Genomic DNA, 16,893 nt, shown 5'->3' on the forward strand with positions numbered 1-16,893 from the left:
CCCATGCACGAGAGGAAAAACCGAACGATGGCTCCAGGCCAGTCATTCCGGCCTCTGCGGACGTCTTTCCAGAGTTTAACCACAGACTTATCCACAGCCTGGACAGACATAATCCGGTCATATACCTGTGTCTTTAAACAGGTTGACAAACCCCTCGGCAGGTCGCCAAAAAGCCACTGATCAAAAAACAACCATCACGCTGCAGGCCACGGAATCAAAGGCTTTCAGCCAGCTACTCCCACGTTACCCACAGCCGGTTCCACAGCGGATGGGGACAAGTCAAAACTGTGACAAAACAGCGATTTGCGGCGGCTATATGTCGCGCTTTGGGAGGTGGCCGGATTTGTTTTCCACAATTTGGGATCGCACTTGTGAACACCACAAAAACAAATGTGGGAGGGGGCTTGCCCCCGATGGCAGTGGGTCAGTATCAGGTGTTCTGACTGATACACCGCCATCGGGCAAGCCCCCTCCCACAAGGTTTATGCGTCGTTGTCTAGGTCAGTGGCCACCGAGGTAGGCGTTGCGCACTTCCTCGTTCACCAGCAGCTCCTTGCCGGTGCCTGTCAGGCGAATCTCGCCGTTGACCATCACATACGCCCGGTCTGACAGACGCAGCGCATGGTTGGCGTTCTGCTCCACCAGGAAGATGGTCATCCCGGTGGCCGCCAGTTCGCGCAGGGTGGAAAAGATCTGCTTCACCACAATCGGCGCCAGGCCGAGGCTCGGTTCGTCGAGCAGCAACAACTTGGGCCGGCTCATCAATGCGCGAGCGATGGCGAGCATTTGCTGCTCGCCACCGGACATGGTCATCGCCCGTTGGTTACGCCGCTCTTTGAGCCGTGGAAACAGCTCGAACATGCGCTGCATATCTTCCTGGGCGAACTTGTCACCGATGGGGATGGTGCCCATCAGCAGGTTTTCCTCGACGGTCATGTCGGGGAACACCCGCCGCCCTTCCGGCGACTGCGCAATGCCGTTGGACGCGATGTAGTGGGACGACTTGTGGGTGATGTCGATGCCGTTGTAGAGGATCTGCCCCGACTCCGCCCGTGGCTGGCCGAAGATCGACATCAGCAGCGTGGATTTACCCGCGCCGTTGGAGCCGATCAGGCTGACCGTTTCGCCTTCGTTGATGTGCAGCGAGACTTTCTTCAGCGCCTGGATCGGGCCGTAGAACACGTCCAGGTCCTTCATTTCGAGGATAGGCCCGTTCATACAAGCTCCTCTTCATCCGCGCCCAGGTAGGCCGCGATCACTTTCGGGTCGTTGCGGATCGCATCCGGCCCGCCCTCGGCGATCACGTTGCCGTGGTCCAGCACCACGATGTGGTCGGAAATACTCATCACCATGCCCATGTCGTGTTCGATCAGCACCACTGTGAGGTCGTGTTCGTCGCGCAGCAGGCGAATCATCGCGCTGAGGGCTTCGGTTTCCTGGGGGTTGAGGCCCGCAGCCGGTTCGTCGAGGCAGATGATCTGCGGCCGGGTACACATGGCGCGGGCGATTTCCAGGCGGCGCTGTTGGCCGTAGGAAAGCTCGCCGGCCAGGCGGTTGGCGCAGTCCACCAGGTCGACCACTTCCAGCCAGTAGAAGGCGTGGTCGAGGGCGTCGCTTTCAGCCTTGCGGTAGCCCTTGGTGTTGAGGATGCCCGCGAGCAGGTTGCGGTTGACCCACATGTGCTGGGCGACCAGCAGGTTTTCCAGCACCGACATTTCCTTGAACAGGCGAATGTTCTGGAAGGTCCGCGCCAGGCCGGCGCGGTTCACCAGGTGGGTGCCGCCGAACATCTTGTAGTACACGCGGCTGAAGAAGCTTTTCGGCGACACGAAGTCGATGGCCTCGAAACGCTCGCCGAGCAGTTGGATCACGTTGGTCTGCTGGCCGCGCACGTTGAGTTCGATCTTGCCGCCACTGGCTTTGTAGAAGCCGGTGAGGCAGTTGAACACCGTGGTCTTGCCGGCGCCGTTGGGGCCGATCAGGGCGAAGATCGAGTTGCGTTCGACCTTGAGGCTCACGTCGCTCAAGGCCTTGATGCCACCGAAGTGCATCATCAGATGTTCCACGGACAGGATGACTTCCTTGCTCATGGCGCCACTCCTTTACGTGGGGTCACACCGGTACGGCTGATCCGGATCAGGCCGCGTGGCCGCCAGATCATCATCACCACCATCAACACGCCAAACAGCAGCACGCGGTACTCAGAGAAGCTGCGCAGCAGTTCCGGCGCGACGGTCAACACGAACGCCGCGATCACCACGCCCACCGTCGAGCCCATGCCGCCCAACACCACGATGGCCAGGATCAGCGCCGACTCGAAGAAGGTGAACGACGACGGGTTGACGAAGCCCTGGTAACTGGCGAAGAACACCCCGGCCAGACCGGCCGTGGAGGCGCCGATGGTGAACGCCGAGAGCTTGACCAGCACGTGGTTCAGGCCCATGGAGCGGCAGGCGATTTCATCTTCGCGCAAGGCTTCCCAGGCGCGGCCGACCGGCATGCGGGTCAGGCGATGCTTGATGTACAGCACGGCCAGCACCACCAGGAACAGCACGATGTAGATGAACATGAACTTGATGTTGGGGTTGTAATCGAGGCCGAAGAACTCATGGAACGGAATCCCGCCGTCCTTCGCTTTGCGCCCGAATTCCAGGCCGAGGAAGGTCGGCGAAGGCACCGGCATGCCGTTTGGCCCGCCGGTGAACGACAGCCAGTTGTTCAGCACCAGGCGGATGATTTCACCAAACCCCAGGGTCACGATCGCCAGGTAGTCGCCGTGCATGCGCAACACCGGGAAGCCGAGTATGCACCCCGCCAGCGCCGCCGCGATGGCCGCCAGCGGCAGCACCGTCCAGAAACCCAGGCCGAGGTATTGATACCCCAGCGCGAGGCCGTAGGCGCCGATGGCGTAGAACGCCACGTAACCCAGGTCGAGCAAGCCGGCCAGGCCGACCACGATGTTCAGGCCCAGGCCGAGCAGTACGTAGATCAACCCGAGGATCACCACGGTGAGCAAGTACTTGTTGGCGAAGATCGGGAACACGATGGCGATCACGATCAGCGCCGGGATGATCCAGCGCAGCCGCGACTTGTAGTCCGGCGCCAGCACGTGGACGCCCGAACCGCTGCTCTCGAAGCCCTGCAGAATCTTCACGCCCTTGGGCGTTTGCAGGAACAGGCTGAGGGCAAAGCGGCCGGCCATCACGATGGCGACCAGGATCGCCACGCGCGCAGGTTGCAGGTTGAAGCTGTAGCCGTCGAGCACCACGCCGACGATCGGACCGAACACGATCAACGCAATCAGCCCGGCGAGGATCGTATCGACCACACTTTTTTTGATATCAATCGATTTGGCAGCAGACATGTTTATACCTTAGCCACGAGTGGGCGACCAAGCAGGCCCTGGGGACGGAAAATCAGAATCACCACCAGCAGGGAGAAACTGAACACGTCTTTGTAGTCAGAGTTGATCAACCCCGAGAACAGCGACTCCGAAATACCGAGGATGATCCCGCCCAGCATCGCCCCAGGCAGGGAACCGATGCCGCCGAGTACCGCCGCGGTGAAGGCCTTGATGCCGATGATGAAGCCGGCGTAGAAGTCGAACGTGCCGTAGTTGAGGGTGATCAACACGCCGGCCAGGGCCGCCATGGCGGCACCGATGACAAACACGTAGGAAATCACGCGGTCGGTGTTGATGCCGAGGATCGAGGCCATCTTGCGGTCTTGCTGGGTAGCGCGGCACATGCGGCCGAGCTTGGTGTACTTGATGATGTAGGTCAGCAAGGCCATGCCGGCGAAGGCAGCGACCAGGATGAAGACCTTGGTGTACGTCAACTGGACGAAACCGCTGCCGATATCGACGCGCCAGGCGCCGGCCAGCAGGGTCGGAATGCCTTGTTGCTTGGCGCCCTGGGCGATCTGTGCGTAGTTCTGCAGGATCAGGGAGATACCGATGGCGCTGATCAGCGGTGCCAGTCGGGTGGAGTTGCGCAGCGGTTTGTAGGCGACCCGTTCGATGACCCAACCGTAAACGCCGGTGACCACCACGGTGAAGATCAGGGTGCCGAGAATGAGCAGCGGGAAGGATTCGATGCCGAAATAAGCCAGCAGTGCCAGACTGATCGCCGCGAGGTAAGCGGAAATCATATAAACCTCGCCATGGGCGAAGTTGATCATGCCAATGATGCCATAGACCATTGTGTAGCCGATGGCGATCAGGCCATAGACCGACCCGAGGGTCAGACCGTTGACCAGTTGCTGCAGGAAAATACCATCCATAACGCAATCTCACGCGGTGAGCACCTGCACACCGGTAGGTGTGCGGCGCTTCTGGAGGAAAAAACAGATCTCAATAACAACCCAGTCCCCCTGTGGGAGGGGGCTTGCCCCCGATTGCGGAGGGTCAGCTATACATCGGGTGGCTGTACACCGTCATCGGGGGCAAGCCCCCTCCCACATTAGGTCTGTGGCACTCAGCCTTACTTCTGCTTTTCCAGCTGGTGGTATTTGCCGTCTTTGTCCCACTGGTAAACCACGTAGTCGGAGACTTTCAGGTCGCCCTTGGCATCCCAGGCTTTTTCACCCATCACGGTTTTTACCGGGTGAGCCTTGAGCCACTTGGCGGCGTCTTCACCCTTGTTGGACTTGGCACCGTTGAAGCCGGCGGCCAGGGCCTGGACCGACGCGTAGGCATACAGGGTGTAGCCTTCTGGCTCGGTGCCATTTTTACGGAACTCTTCAACCACTGCCTTGCTGTCCGGCAGCAGGCGCGGGTCAGCGCCGAAGGTCATGTACACGCCGTCCACGTACTGCGCACCGCCAGCGGTCGCGACCAGTTCGTCGGTCACGATGCCGTCGTCGGACATGAATTTCACGTCCTTGAGGCCTGCTTCACGAATCTGGCGAACCAGCGGACCGGCTTCCGGGTGCAGGCCGCCGAAGTACACGACGTCGGCGCCCAGGGAGCGGATTTTGGTGACCAGGGCGCTGAAATCTTTCTCGCCCCGGGTCAGGCCTTCTTCCAGCACCGGTTTCACGCCGCGCTTGGTCAACTGGGCAGCGGTGGCGTCGGCCAGGCCCTTGCCGTAGGTGTCCTTGTCGTTGATGACCGCGACTTTCTTGCCCTTGAGCACGTCGACGATGTAGTCGCCGGCCACGATGCCTTGCTGGTCGTCACGCCCGCACATACGGAACATGGCGCCCAGGCCGCGTTCGGTGACCTGCGGGTTGGTCGAGCCTGGGGTGATGGCGATGATGCCGGCTTCGTCGTAGACCTCGGACGCCGGGATGGTGTTGGACGAGCAGAAGTGCCCGACCACGCCGATCACTTTGTCCTGGTCGGCCAGGCGGTTGGCCACGGCCACGGCCTGCTTGGGTTCACAGGCATCGTCGCCGGCGACCAGCTTGATCTGCTCACCGTTGATGCCGCCAGCCTTGTTGATGACATCGGCTGCCGCCTGGGCGCCCTTCATGTACTGCTCACCGAAAGCGGCGTTGGCGCCCGTCATCGGCCCCGCTACGCCAATCTTCACATCAGCTTGAACAAACGTAGAAACACCCAGCGCCGCTGCAACGGCGAGGGCCAGAAAACCTTTCTTGTAAAACGTCTGGGACATGAGTGGTGCTCCGAGGTTTTTGTTTATTGGCACTAAGTATTCACTGCAAACCTTCAACTAAAACTTTCACTGAAAGCCCAGAGCAAGCCGCGTGCCATTACGTTTTTATTCTTCAAAAAGACACGGTGTCATTGTTATTGCAGGTGTTTCGGCTCCGCTCGTCGGGACGTGCAACCCTCTAACTTCAATAGGTGCAACCCATGGATCAAAAAAGTACAACCTCCATGGGTCGCACCTGCAACCAGACCGCCAAACGACACTTCCTACAGCTGTAACAATGCACGTAACGGAACTGCACATTTACAGTGCGTGATTGCTACAACTTGCACCAATACAGATTAGTCGTCGGCGAAGAACGTGCCGGCTTCTGAAGGCTATTTCGCTGATCAGATCACGATCCGCAAGCATTGGCCGGCGTGATACAGCGAGAATCCGGCTTCATACAGGCAACTGCGCAGGCCCACCCCGGCCAGCGGTTGCATCGGCGCAAACGGAATCGGCAGGGCCTGGGGATTCTGGTGACACAAGTAGTCGGCAAAGGCCTTGCCGACCACGCTGCCGGTGGTCACGCCGCGGCCGTTGTAGCCGGTCACGGCCACCAGGCCGGGCGCGGGTTCGAACAAGCGCATCAAGTGGTCCGGGGTGAACGCGATGCAGCCGGTCCAGGTGCATTCCCACTGCACCGATTTGAGGTACGGGAAGTAGTGCTGCTGCACCCGATCGGCCCACGCCTTGAGAAACCACGCCGGTTTCTGGTTGCCATTGCCCAGGCTGCCGAGCAACAGGCGGCCATCGGCGTCGCGGCGGATGCTGCTGAGCACCTGGCGCGTGTCCCACGAACCCTGGCCACCGGGAAGAATTTGCTGGGCCGCGTCGTCGGTCAGCGGTGCGGAGGCGACCTGGTAGTAATAGCCAGGGAAGAAATTGCGCCGCAGTTCGGTCCATTCGCCTTCGGTGTAGGCATTCGAGGCGATCACCACTTGTGCAGCCTGCACCGCACCGTTCGCGGTCTGCACCGACCAGTCCGCACCTTGGCGTTCCAGACGCGCAACCGGGGAATGATCAAAAAGCTGCCCGCCCAACCCCACGGCCGCATTGGCCAGGCCGCTGGTGTAGGCCATCGGGTTCAAGGTGCCGGCACGTCTATCCAGCAGTGCGGCGGAGATCTTTCGAGTGCCGGTGGCTTGCTCGCAGGCCGAACCGGTGAGCAGTTCGACCGGCGCGCCGCGGCGCTTCCATTGTTCTTCACGACTGCGCAAATCCGCTTCGCCCCGGGCGTTGTGCGCCATGTGCAAAGTGCCCTCGCGGCGCAATTGGCAATCGATGTTGTATTTGTCGACCAGGCTGAACACCAGCGACGGCGCCGCGCCCAGCATGCGATTGAGCTGGCTGCCCACCGCCGCGCCGAAACCGGCTTCGATCTCGTCCGGCGGAATCCACAAGCCGGCGTTGACCAGCCCGACATTGCGTCCCGAGCCGCCATGGCCGGTGCGATGGGCTTCCAGCACGGCGACAGTCTTGCCTTGTTCCAGCAAGTGAATGGCCGCCGACAAACCGGTAATCCCGGCGCCGATCACGCACACATCCACCTTCACTTCGCCCTTGAGCGCAGCGCGATCCGGCCGGCCAGGGGTGAGTTGTTCCCACAAACATGTTTCGCGTAGTGCCATTGCCAGACTCCGATGAGACCTAACAAACATCTATTCCGAACTGCATATAGCTCAACTGTGGGAGGGGGCTTGCCCCCTCCCACATTTTGACCGCACTTCGACTTAAGGTAATCAGTCGAAGGTAATGCCCTGGGCCAGCGGCAGTTCCAGCGAGTAGTTCACGGTATTGGTCTGGCGACGCATGTACCCGCGCCACGCATCCGAGCCCGACTCACGCCCGCCGCCCGTCTCTTTCTCACCGCCAAACGCGCCGCCGATTTCCGCGCCGCTCGGGCCGATGTTGACGTTGGCAATGCCGCAGTCGCTGCCCACCGCCGACATGAACTGCTCGGCTTCGCGCACATCGGTGGTGAAGATGCATGACGACAGGCCTTGCGGCACGGCGTTGTTCAGGCGCAGGGCTTCGGCGAAGTCGCTGTAGCCGACCACGTACAGGATCGGTGCAAAGGTCTCAGTGCAGACCACGTCGCTTTGCTCCGGCATTTCCACAATCGCCGGCGACACGTAGTAGGCATTCGGGAATTTGTCTTCCAGTTGGCGCTTGCCGCCGAACACCTTGCCGCCTTCGCTCAGGGCCTGCTCCAGCGCATCCTGCATCGCGTCGAAGCCGTGCTTGTCGATCAGCGGGCCGATCAGGTTGCCTTCCAGCGGGTGGCCGATGCGTACCTTGGAATAGGCGGCCTTGAGGCGCGTGACGATTTCTTCCTTGACCGACTCATGGGCGATCAGCCGGCGCAGCGTGGTGCAACGCTGCCCGGCGGTGCCGACGGCGCTGAACAGGATGGCGCGCACCGCCATGTCCAGGTCGGCGCTTGGGCCGAGGATCATCGCGTTGTTGCCGCCCAGCTCGAGGATGCTGCGGGCAAAGCGCGCGGCGACTTTCGGCGCCACTTCACGGCCCATGCGCGTACTGCCGGTGGCGCTGATCAGTGCGACACGCGGGTCATCCACCAACGCGGCACCGGCATCGCGGCCACCGATGATCACCTGGCTCAGGTATTGCGGCGCATCGTTGAATTTTTTCAGCACGCGCTCGAACAGCGCCTGGCAGGCCAGGGCGGTGAGCGGGGTCTTTTCCGACGGCTTCCAGATCACGGCGTTGCCGCACACCAGGGCCAGGGTGGTGTTCCACGCCCACACGGCCACCGGGAAGTTGAACGCGCTGATCACACCGACCACGCCCAGCGGGTGCCAGGTTTCACGCATGTGGTGGCCGGGGCGCTCGGAGGCGATGGTCAAGCCATACAACTGGCGCGACAGGCCGACGGCGAAGTCGCAGATGTCGATCATTTCCTGCACTTCGCCCAGGCCTTCCTGAGTGATCTTGCCGGCTTCCCAGGAGACCAGCTCGCCCAGGTCGGCCTTGTACTCGCGCAACACGTCGCCGAACTGGCGCACCAACTCGCCGCGACGCGGTGCCGGCACCTTGCGCCAGGCCTCGAATGCATGCTCGGCGCGACTGACCTGTTGCTCCACCTCGGCGGCGCCTTCCCAGTTCACACTGCCGATACGGCTGCCATCGATCGGCGAATGCACGGGTTGTTTCCCCGCTTGGTACAGCGCCGGGTTTACCCCGAGACGATCAAGCAATGCGGCAACCATGGGTGACTCCTTCAATCTATACAGAAAAAATTGCGCCGCGGCCCGCACGGCAATCCAGGGCTTATTTGTAGCTGGCCCAAGACTTGCCAACAAACGACGATTAGGCGAGATATCATTCCGTTTATTCATGCAAAGCATAAAAAGAGGCATGCCGTGCTGAACAAAAGACATTTGCCCTCGATCACTGCCCTGCAGTGTTTCGAAGCCGCCACCCGCCACCTGAGCTTCACCCGCGCCGCTGAGGAGCTGAACCTCACGCAAAGCGCGGTGAGCAAACAGGTCGCGCAACTGGAAGAACTGCTGCAGCACCTGCTGTTCCGCCGGGTACGCCGACGCTTGCAGATGACCCCGGCGGGCGATTTGTATTTGGTGGAAGTGCGCAAAATCCTCACCCAGGTGGAGATGTCCACCCATTACCTGCGTTCCTACGGTGGCGAGACCGAAGTATTACGCGTGTCTACGCCCTACACCTTCGGCGCGCGCTGGCTGGTGCCGCGCCTCAAGGGCTGGCGCTTGCGTCATCCGCAAATCCACCTGGACCTGTGCAACGAACAGGAACCGGACGAACTGCTGCAAGGCAAGGCCGACATGGCGTTCTACTTCGGCCAGGGCTCACGCCCCGGCACCGAGAGCCTGAAACTGTTCAGTGAAGAACTGATCCCGGTGTGCGCCCCGGAAAGCCTGCCCGCACAAGCCTTCACCGACCCCACGCAACTGAGCAACCTGGTGCTGCTGCAAAACGCCTCGCGCCCCCAGGGCTGGCATGACTGGTTCGCCGACCAGGGGTTTCACACCGAACACAGCTATCACGGGCCGCGTTTCGACACGTTCTATATGTGCATTCGGGCGGCGCAGGTGGGCTGTGGCGTGGCGTTGCTACCGCGCTTTCTGGTGGAGGAGGAATTGGCCGACGGCAAGCTGGTGATCCCTTGGCAGCATGCAATGCCGAGCCAGGATGCGTATTACCTGGCGTACCCCGAACATTCGGCGGAGGTGCCCAAGGTGCGGGAGTTTGTGAAGTGGATGATGGAGCAAGTGTGAACCTGTGTCGTCTGCACAACCGCTATCGGGGGCAAGCCCCCTCCCACATTTGAAACGCATTCCAACCTGTGGGAGGGGGCTTGCCCCCGATAGGGCCAGTGGCCTCACTGAAAAAATCACTGGCAAAACCCCACAGGTCTATGCGCCACTAGCCCCCTTCCTTTCTTGTGCGTAAAGGCCGGCGCCCATCGCCGTCCTGTCTGGAGATTCCCGTTATGAGCGAGAGTGTGTTTGCCGATCGCATCGTGCAGAACCTGCTCGACACCGACTTCTACAAGCTGACCATGATGCAGGCGGTGCTGCACAACTACCCCAATGTGGAAGTTGAATGGGAGTTTCGTTGCCGCAACAGTGAAGACCTGCGCCCATACCTGGCGGAGATCCGTTACCAGTTCGAGCGCCTCGCCGAGTTGAGCCTGAGCGCGGACCAACTGAGTTTCCTGGAGCGCATCAGCTTCATGAAGCCGGATTTTTTGCGCTTTCTCGGCTTGTTCCGCTTCAACCTGCGCTATGTCCACACCGGCATCGAAAACGGCGAGCTGTTTATCCGCCTGCGTGGGCCGTGGCTGCATGTGATCCTGTTTGAAGTGCCGATGCTCGCCATCATCAGCGAAGTGCGCAACCGCTACCGCTACCAGACCGTGGTCCTCGAACAGGCCCGCGAGCAGTTGTACCGCAAGTTCGACTGGCTGATTGCAAACGCCAGCAGCGACGAGCTCGCCGAGCTGCAGGTGGCGGACTTCGGCACTCGCCGACGCTTCTCCTACCGCGTGCAGGAAGAAGTGGTGAGCGTGCTCAAGCACGACTTCCCCGGCCGGTTTGTCGGCACCAGCAACGTCCACCTGGCTCGCGAGTTCGATATGAAACCGCTGGGCACCATGGCCCATGAATGGATCATGGCCCACCAGCAACTCGGCCCGCGTCTGATCGACAGCCAGATCGCCGCCCTCGACTGCTGGGTCCGCGAATACCGCGGCCTGCTGGGTATCGCCCTGACCGATTGCATCACCACCGACGCCTTCCTCAGCGACTTCGACTTGTACTTCGCCAAGCTGTTCGACGGCCTGCGCCACGATTCCGGTGACCCGGTGCTGTGGGCGGAAAAAGCCATCGCCCACTATCACAAGCTGGGCATCGAGCCGATGAGCAAGACCCTGGTGTTCTCCGACAGCCTGTCGCTGCCCAAGGCCCTGGAGATATTCCGGGCGCTGCGCGGTCGGATCAATGTGAGCTTTGGCATCGGCACCAACCTGACCTGCGATATTCCAGGTGTGGAACCGATGAGCATTGTGCTTAAAATGACGGCCTGCAATGGCCAGCCCGTCGCGAAGATCTCCGATGAAGCGGGCAAGACCCACTGCACGGACCCGAATTTCGTCGCCTATTTGCGACACGTTTTCAAAGTACCTGCCCTTTCCAGCAAGGAGTGAATCATGCAAGCCGTACAGCGTGAGATTGCGCAGCAGCTCAAGGTTCAAGCGCCGTTCAAAGACCAGGCCGCCCTTGAGGCCGAAATCGCCCGGCGCGTGACCTTTATCCAGGACTGCCTGCGCAATTCAGGGCTCAAGACATTGGTGTTGGGCATCAGCGGTGGCGTCGACTCCCTGACCGCAGGCCTGCTCGCCCAGCGCGCCATGCAGGAGCTGCGCTCCAGCACCGGCGACGAGGCCTATCGTTTTATCGCGGTGCGCCTGCCCTACGAAACCCAGTTCGATGAAATCGACGCCCAGGCCGCGGTGGACTTTATCGAGCCGGATGAGCGCCACACCGTAAACATCGGCCCAGCGGTGAAATCCCTGGCCAATGAAGTGGCGGCATTTGAAGGCAAGGCGGCGGTGTCCCGCGATTTCGTGCTGGGCAACACCAAGGCGCGCATGCGGATGGTCGCGCAGTACACCATCGCCGGCGCGGCCAGCGGCCTGGTGATCGGCACCGACCATGCGGCGGAAGCGGTAATGGGCTTTTTCACCAAATTCGGTGATGGCGCCTGCGATCTGGCACCGTTGAGCGGGCTGGTGAAGAACCAGGTGCGATCGATTGCGCGGCACTTCGGTGCGCCGGAGTCGCTGGTGGAGAAAATCCCGACCGCCGACCTGGAAGACCTCTCGCCGGGCAAGCCGGACGAGGCGTCACATGGCGTGACCTATGCCGAGATCGATGCGTTCCTGCACGGCGAGCCGGTGCGGGAAGAAGCGTTCAGGATCATTTGCGAGACGTATCGCAAGACCGAGCACAAGCGGGTCATGCCGTTTGCGCCGTGAGGTGAACCCAATAGTTTTGTATTGATTGTGAGGTAGCCATCGGGGGCAAGCCCCCTCCCACAGTTGACCGAGTTCCCATATGAGAATGCGGTCGAATGTGGGAGGGGGCTTGCCCCCGATGAACGATAATGCGGTCTTACTTGACGACCACAGTGCCTTTCATCATCGAGATGTGGCCTGGGAACGAGCAGAAGAACGCATAGTCAGTGCCCGCTTTCAGCTTGGACACATCGAAGGTCACCGCGTCTTTCTCGCCAGCGCCAATGACTTTGGTGTGGGCGATGATGCGCTCGTCGCCGTCTTTCAGGTAGTTCTTGTCGAGGCCGGCAGCCATCCCATCGGTCGCGACCGGTTGCATGTCGGCTGCGCTGGTCAGCACCCAGTTATGGCCCATGACGTTTTTCGGCAAGCTGCCGGAGTGAGTCAACTCGACGGTGAAAGTCTTGCAGCTCTTGTCGATCACGATTTCCTTGGTGTTGTAGGACATCTGGTCGGTAGAGTCGACGGTGACCTTGCACTCTGCAGCAAGCAACTGGCCACTTGCCAGAGTCAGCAGGGAAACAGCAACGAGTTTGGCAAACATGTGATTCTCCAAGGCAGGGTTTAAACAACGCATAGTGCGACAAGGGTGCCCGAGACAGGCAGAAAGTCTTATGACCTGAATCAACAAATTGTATACAACTTTAGGCTATCAGACTTATCGATACAATCAACCAGCCAAAGTGTCACGCCCCGCCTATGATCGGTCCATCACCCACTGGAGTCCGGACCATGCACCTCAATCATCTGTTCAGCGGTCTGTTGGCCGCATACGCCTGCGGTAAGTGAAGGCCAAGCGCGCCGCTAAGCTGCTACCATAGCGACCCAAGGCAGCTGCGCGCCGCCCACCCTCACCTTCGACCCTAGAGGATCGCCCATGGCCAAACCTAATTACTCCTTCGCCAAACGTCAAAGAGACTTGGCCAAGGAACAGAAGAAAGAGGAAAAGCTGCAACGCAAGAAAGCCGCTGCAGACGAAGAGACCGGCGCACTGAACCCGGATGCGGAAGGCGAAGTGGCAACCGACGACACCGAGACACCGAAAGACCCGGCCGAGTAAGCATCACTGTAGGAGCGAGCGTGCTTGCGAAGTGCGTTAACGATAACGCGGGGTGCCTGGTTCAACGCGGCGCCCTCGGTTTTTTCGCGAGCAAGCTCGCTCCTACAAGAGCGGCATCACCGTCACCCGCACTTCCGGGTCATGGCTGCCTCCCCCCAGAATCACCCCACGCAACGGCGAAACATCGGAGAAATCCCGGCCCCAGGCCAGGGTGATGTGTTCCAGTGCCGGCTGCACATTGTTGGTCGGATCAAAATCCACCCAGCCCGACATCGGGCAGTACACCGAAATCCACGCATGGGACGCATCGGCGCCGATCAGCCGTGGCTGGCCGGGCGGCGGCTGGGTCAGCAGGTAGCCGCTGATATAGCGCGCCGCCAGGCCCCGTGAGCGCAGGCAGGCGAGCATCAGGTGAGCGAAGTCCTGGCACACCCCGCGACGGCGCTCCAGCACCTCCACCAGCGGCGTGGCGACCTGGGTGGCTTCGGCATCGAAGGTGAATTCGCCGAAGATTTTTTCCATCAGGGCCTGAGCGCCCAGCAACAGCGGACGCCCGGGCGGGAAACAGCTTTCGGAGAACTCGACGAAGGTTTTCTTCAGATGCACGTAGGGCGATTCGAAGCGAAAGCGACAGGCTTCGATCAACGCCGATGACAGCGGCTGGCTGCTGTAGGTCAGGCTGTCGCGAGTCTGGTCCCAGGCCGGCGACTGTTGGAAATCCAGCAGCGGCCGCGCCAGCACTTCCACAGTCAGCGCGGCATTCACCAACAACTCATCATGGGGCCGCTCGAACGCCAGGCGGGTGATCGGGTTGCCGAACACGTCCAGCTCATCGCGGCGCGAGGACGGCAACGGGCTGATATCCAGTTGCTGCGAGGTACAGCGCTGCCAGGCACATGGCCGTGGCCACAGATGCGCCAACTGCTGGGCCAGGGACACCGGGCTGTCGTAGTGGTAATGGGTATCGTGAAAAATCTGATAGCGCGCGCTCATCACACCGACACCGTTTGTTGGCTGACATCATCCACATGGGCAAAATGGCGCAAGGCCAGGCGATCCGACACTTGCCCACTCTCATCGGCGACCGCTTGCAGCAGGTCGGCCAGGCCGTCCAGCGCGGCACGCACGCTGGCCTCGCCAAACAGCGGGTTCTCCAGGCAACCCAGGTCGAACCGCGCGAGGCGCTCGACCAACGGCGCCAGGCCGGTTTCCCGGGGCACCGCGAAATCATCGTTGAGACGACGCAAGGTGCGGCTCACCAGCTTCAACTGAAACAACACGGCGTGGGGGTTCTGCTCATCCAGCAGCAACAGGTCGAGCACCGGAATCAGTTGCGGCACCGCCAGGTAGCGCGAACGGTAGGTGATGCTGCTGTTGCCCAGTTCCAGCAACCATTCCAGCCCAGCCTGATCGAACACCGCCACGCCGCGCAGGAACGCCGCGAGGCTGCTGCTGAGAAACTGCAGGCGCTCGATGCGCCGGCCCATCATCAGAAAGCGCCAGCCTTCGTCGCGGGTCATGTCGTCCAGGGCAAACCCGGACAACGCCGCGAGGGACATCACCAGGCGGTTGAGGAAGTCCAGCAACTCGCCGAAGTCGGGGCTTTCGCTTTCCAGCTCCAGGGCTTCGCGTTGCAGCTCCACCAGGGCCTGCCAATTCTCTCGGGACAACTTGCCGCGCACCTGGGACGCCGCCCACTGCAAGCGCTGCAGGTTGGCGCGCAGGCTCGACGGCCAGTCGTCGCCAAGCAAGGCCGCGAGCAGGCGTTCGGGCAACTCGCCCTCCTCCGGCAACAGGCGCAGGTTTTCGCCCAGTTCGACCGCCGCTTGCAACGCCAGCGGATCGTCGCCGTCGACATAGCGCGCCAACACGATGCGCAGCCAACGCGCGCTGTTATCGCAGCGTTCACAATAACGGCCAAACCAAAACAGGTTTTCCACCACCCGCGACGGCAGATAAGGGTCGCGGCGCACCAGGTCATGGGCGCCTATCGGCCGCTGCGCGCGCCACTGCTCGCCGCCGGCGGCGCGTTCGCCGAGCACCCAGGTGTCCTTGCTCGCGCCGCCGCGTTGCATCGACACCACCTCGGCATCGGCCTCGGCAGCCACGCGGGTCAGGCCGCCGGGCAATACCCGGTAACCGTCGGCGCTGGCCACGGCGTAGACGCGCATGCCGATGGCGCGGTGTTGCAGGTGGTCTTCGACGGTGTGCCACACCGGCGCCTGGGACAGCTGCGCCAGCTCCTGGGCGACATACGCGTAAGGCCGCGCGCGCATGCGCTCGGCCAGGGCCTCGCGTTGTGCGTCGTTCAAGTCACGGCCGAAGACCGGGTTGAAGCTCTGTGACGGAAATGCCGGCTTGATCAGCAGCTCGGGCAGTTTCTCCAGGGCTTCGGCAAGCACCGGCGCTTCGCCGCACCACCACGTCGCAATGGACGGCAGGAGCAGTTCTTCGCCAAACAAAAATTCGTTGATCTTCGGCAGAAAGCCCAGCAGGCCGGGGGATTCCAGTACACCGCTGCCCAGGGCATTGGCCACCAGCACGTTGCCTTGGCGCGCGGCGTCGAGCAGGCCGGGCACGCCGAGGGCCGAGTCGGTGCGCAGTTCGAGGGGGTCGCAGAAGTCGTCGTCGAGGCGGCGCATGATCGCGTGTACCCGACGCAGGCCACTGAGGGTTTTCAGGAACACCGTGCTGTCGCGCACCGTGAGGTCGCCGCCTTCCACCAGCGGGTAGCCGAGCTGACGGGCGAGGTACAGGTGTTCGAAATAGCTTTCGTTGAAACGCCCAGGCGTGAGCAGCACGATCAACGGCGGCTGACTATCGCTGGGCGCCTGGCGCGCCAGGGTTTCCTGCAGGGTGCGAAAGAAACCGGTGAGGTGCTGCACCTGCAGGTCGCGGTACAGATCCGGAAAGGCGCGGGACACGATGGTGCGGTTTTCCAGCGCATAACCGGCGCCCGAAGGGGCCTGGGTGCGGTCGGCAGTGACCCACCAGCGACCATCCGGGGTGCGCGCCAGATCGACGGCGTACAGGTGCAGGAACGTACCGTCGGGCGGCTGGATGCCCTGGCACGGCCACAGAAAATTGTTATGCCCGAACACCAGTTCGGCCGGCAGCAGGCCTTCCTTGATCAAGCGTTGCGGGCCGTAGAGGTCCGCCAGTACCGCGTTGAGCAGCCGCGCACGCTGGGCGATGCCGGCCGACAGGTGCTGCCATTCATCGGCCGCCAGCACATGGGGCAGCAGGTCCAGTTCCCACGGGCGATCAGCGCCCTTGGGGTCGGCGTAGACGTTGTAGGTCACGCCGTTTTCCTGGATCTGCCGGGTCAGCAACGCCTGGCGCTGGGCCAGTTGCGCGGGGGTGCTGCGTTGCAGATGGTCGAGCAGGCGCCGCCAATGGGCACGTACCGCGCCACTGTCGTCCAGCAGTTCGTGATAAGTGCCCGCGGTCAGCGGGTAACGGTCGAGCAAGTCGGACATGGAACGCTCGGCAGGGGCAAGGGGGCTCAGATTAACCTAACAAACACTGCAAATCCTTTGTGGGAGGGGGCTTGCTCCCGATTGCGGTGGGTCAGTCAACTCATGTATCGGCTGATTTACCGC

General features: G+C 61.6%; 14 protein-coding genes. 4 read left to right on the forward strand and 10 right to left on the reverse strand.

Annotated elements, in window-relative coordinates; translation table 11 throughout:
• Nucleotides 1-501: 501 nt before the first annotated feature.
• The 7 genes from C5F70_RS21855 to C5F70_RS21885 all read right to left on the reverse strand — a co-directional run bounded on the left by C5F70_RS21855 (nt 502) and on the right by C5F70_RS21885 (nt 8,890).
• On the reverse strand, nt 502-1,218 hold the full coding sequence (locus C5F70_RS21855; RefSeq protein ID WP_104904043.1) for an ABC transporter ATP-binding protein: 717 nt from the start codon (nt 1,216-1,218) through the stop codon (nt 502-504).
• Nucleotides 1,215-2,090, reverse strand: a complete 876-nt coding sequence (locus tag C5F70_RS21860) for an ABC transporter ATP-binding protein (protein ID WP_017849724.1) — start codon at nt 2,088-2,090, stop codon at nt 1,215-1,217. Before C5F70_RS21860 ends, C5F70_RS21855 begins: the two co-directional genes overlap by 4 nt.
• Nucleotides 2,087-3,364, reverse strand: a complete 1,278-nt coding sequence (gene livM, locus C5F70_RS21865) for a high-affinity branched-chain amino acid ABC transporter permease LivM (protein ID WP_017849725.1) — start codon at nt 3,362-3,364, stop codon at nt 2,087-2,089. Before livM ends, C5F70_RS21860 begins: the two co-directional genes overlap by 4 nt.
• 2 nt (nt 3,365-3,366) lie before the next feature.
• A complete protein-coding gene (locus tag C5F70_RS21870; protein ID WP_003236186.1) occupies nt 3,367-4,281 on the reverse strand; it encodes a branched-chain amino acid ABC transporter permease in 915 nt (304 codons plus the stop codon).
• A gap of 200 nt (nt 4,282-4,481) precedes the next feature.
• Complete coding sequence (locus C5F70_RS21875) at nt 4,482-5,618, reverse strand: branched-chain amino acid ABC transporter substrate-binding protein (protein ID WP_046490657.1); 1,137 nt, start codon at nt 5,616-5,618, stop codon at nt 4,482-4,484.
• 386 nt (nt 5,619-6,004) lie between these two features.
• Nucleotides 6,005-7,288, reverse strand: a complete 1,284-nt coding sequence (locus tag C5F70_RS21880; protein ID WP_104904044.1) for an FAD-binding oxidoreductase — start codon at nt 7,286-7,288, stop codon at nt 6,005-6,007.
• 111 nt (nt 7,289-7,399) lie between these two features.
• A complete protein-coding gene (locus tag C5F70_RS21885; RefSeq protein ID WP_017849728.1) occupies nt 7,400-8,890 on the reverse strand; it encodes an aldehyde dehydrogenase family protein in 1,491 nt (496 codons plus the stop codon).
• A 153-nt stretch (nt 8,891-9,043) separates the two neighbouring features.
• On the opposite strand from C5F70_RS21885, the gene C5F70_RS21890 reads away from it, so the two are divergent.
• The 3 genes from C5F70_RS21890 to nadE all read left to right on the forward strand — a co-directional run bounded on the left by C5F70_RS21890 (nt 9,044) and on the right by nadE (nt 12,192).
• Nucleotides 9,044-9,931, forward strand: coding sequence for a LysR family transcriptional regulator (locus C5F70_RS21890; protein WP_104904045.1), 888 nt, complete (start codon nt 9,044-9,046; stop codon nt 9,929-9,931).
• A gap of 215 nt (nt 9,932-10,146) precedes the next feature.
• Nucleotides 10,147-11,361: a nicotinate phosphoribosyltransferase gene (gene pncB / locus C5F70_RS21895; RefSeq protein ID WP_017849730.1), complete on the forward strand. Its 1,215-nt coding sequence runs from the start codon at nt 10,147-10,149 to the stop codon at nt 11,359-11,361.
• 3 nt (nt 11,362-11,364) lie between these two features.
• Nucleotides 11,365-12,192, forward strand: coding sequence for an ammonia-dependent NAD(+) synthetase (nadE, locus tag C5F70_RS21900; RefSeq protein ID WP_017849731.1), 828 nt, complete (start codon nt 11,365-11,367; stop codon nt 12,190-12,192).
• Between the two features lie 136 nt (nt 12,193-12,328).
• Here the strand turns inward: nadE and azu are convergent, their stop codons facing one another.
• Nucleotides 12,329-12,775: an azurin gene (azu, locus tag C5F70_RS21905; RefSeq protein ID WP_046384887.1), complete on the reverse strand. Its 447-nt coding sequence runs from the start codon at nt 12,773-12,775 to the stop codon at nt 12,329-12,331.
• Between the two features lie 333 nt (nt 12,776-13,108).
• Here azu and C5F70_RS21910 point away from each other — a divergent pair, with 333 nt between their 5' ends.
• Entirely contained in the window at nt 13,109-13,291 is a 183-nt protein-coding gene (locus C5F70_RS21910) for a hypothetical protein (protein WP_017849733.1), read from the forward strand.
• 102 nt (nt 13,292-13,393) lie between these two features.
• On the opposite strand, the gene C5F70_RS21915 is transcribed toward C5F70_RS21910, so the two are convergent.
• Together C5F70_RS21915 and C5F70_RS21920 are read right to left on the reverse strand one after the other, a co-directional pair.
• Nucleotides 13,394-14,284: a transglutaminase family protein gene (locus C5F70_RS21915; protein WP_017849734.1), complete on the reverse strand. Its 891-nt coding sequence runs from the start codon at nt 14,282-14,284 to the stop codon at nt 13,394-13,396.
• Nucleotides 14,284-16,770: a circularly permuted type 2 ATP-grasp protein gene (locus C5F70_RS21920; RefSeq protein ID WP_046384889.1), complete on the reverse strand. Its 2,487-nt coding sequence runs from the start codon at nt 16,768-16,770 to the stop codon at nt 14,284-14,286. Before C5F70_RS21920 ends, C5F70_RS21915 begins: the two co-directional genes overlap by 1 nt.
• Between the last annotated feature and the right edge of the window lie 123 nt (nt 16,771-16,893).

The sequence above is a fragment of the Pseudomonas sp. LH1G9 genome, assembly GCF_002949975.1.
GTDB lineage: Bacteria > Pseudomonadota > Gammaproteobacteria > Pseudomonadales > Pseudomonadaceae > Aquipseudomonas > Aquipseudomonas veronii.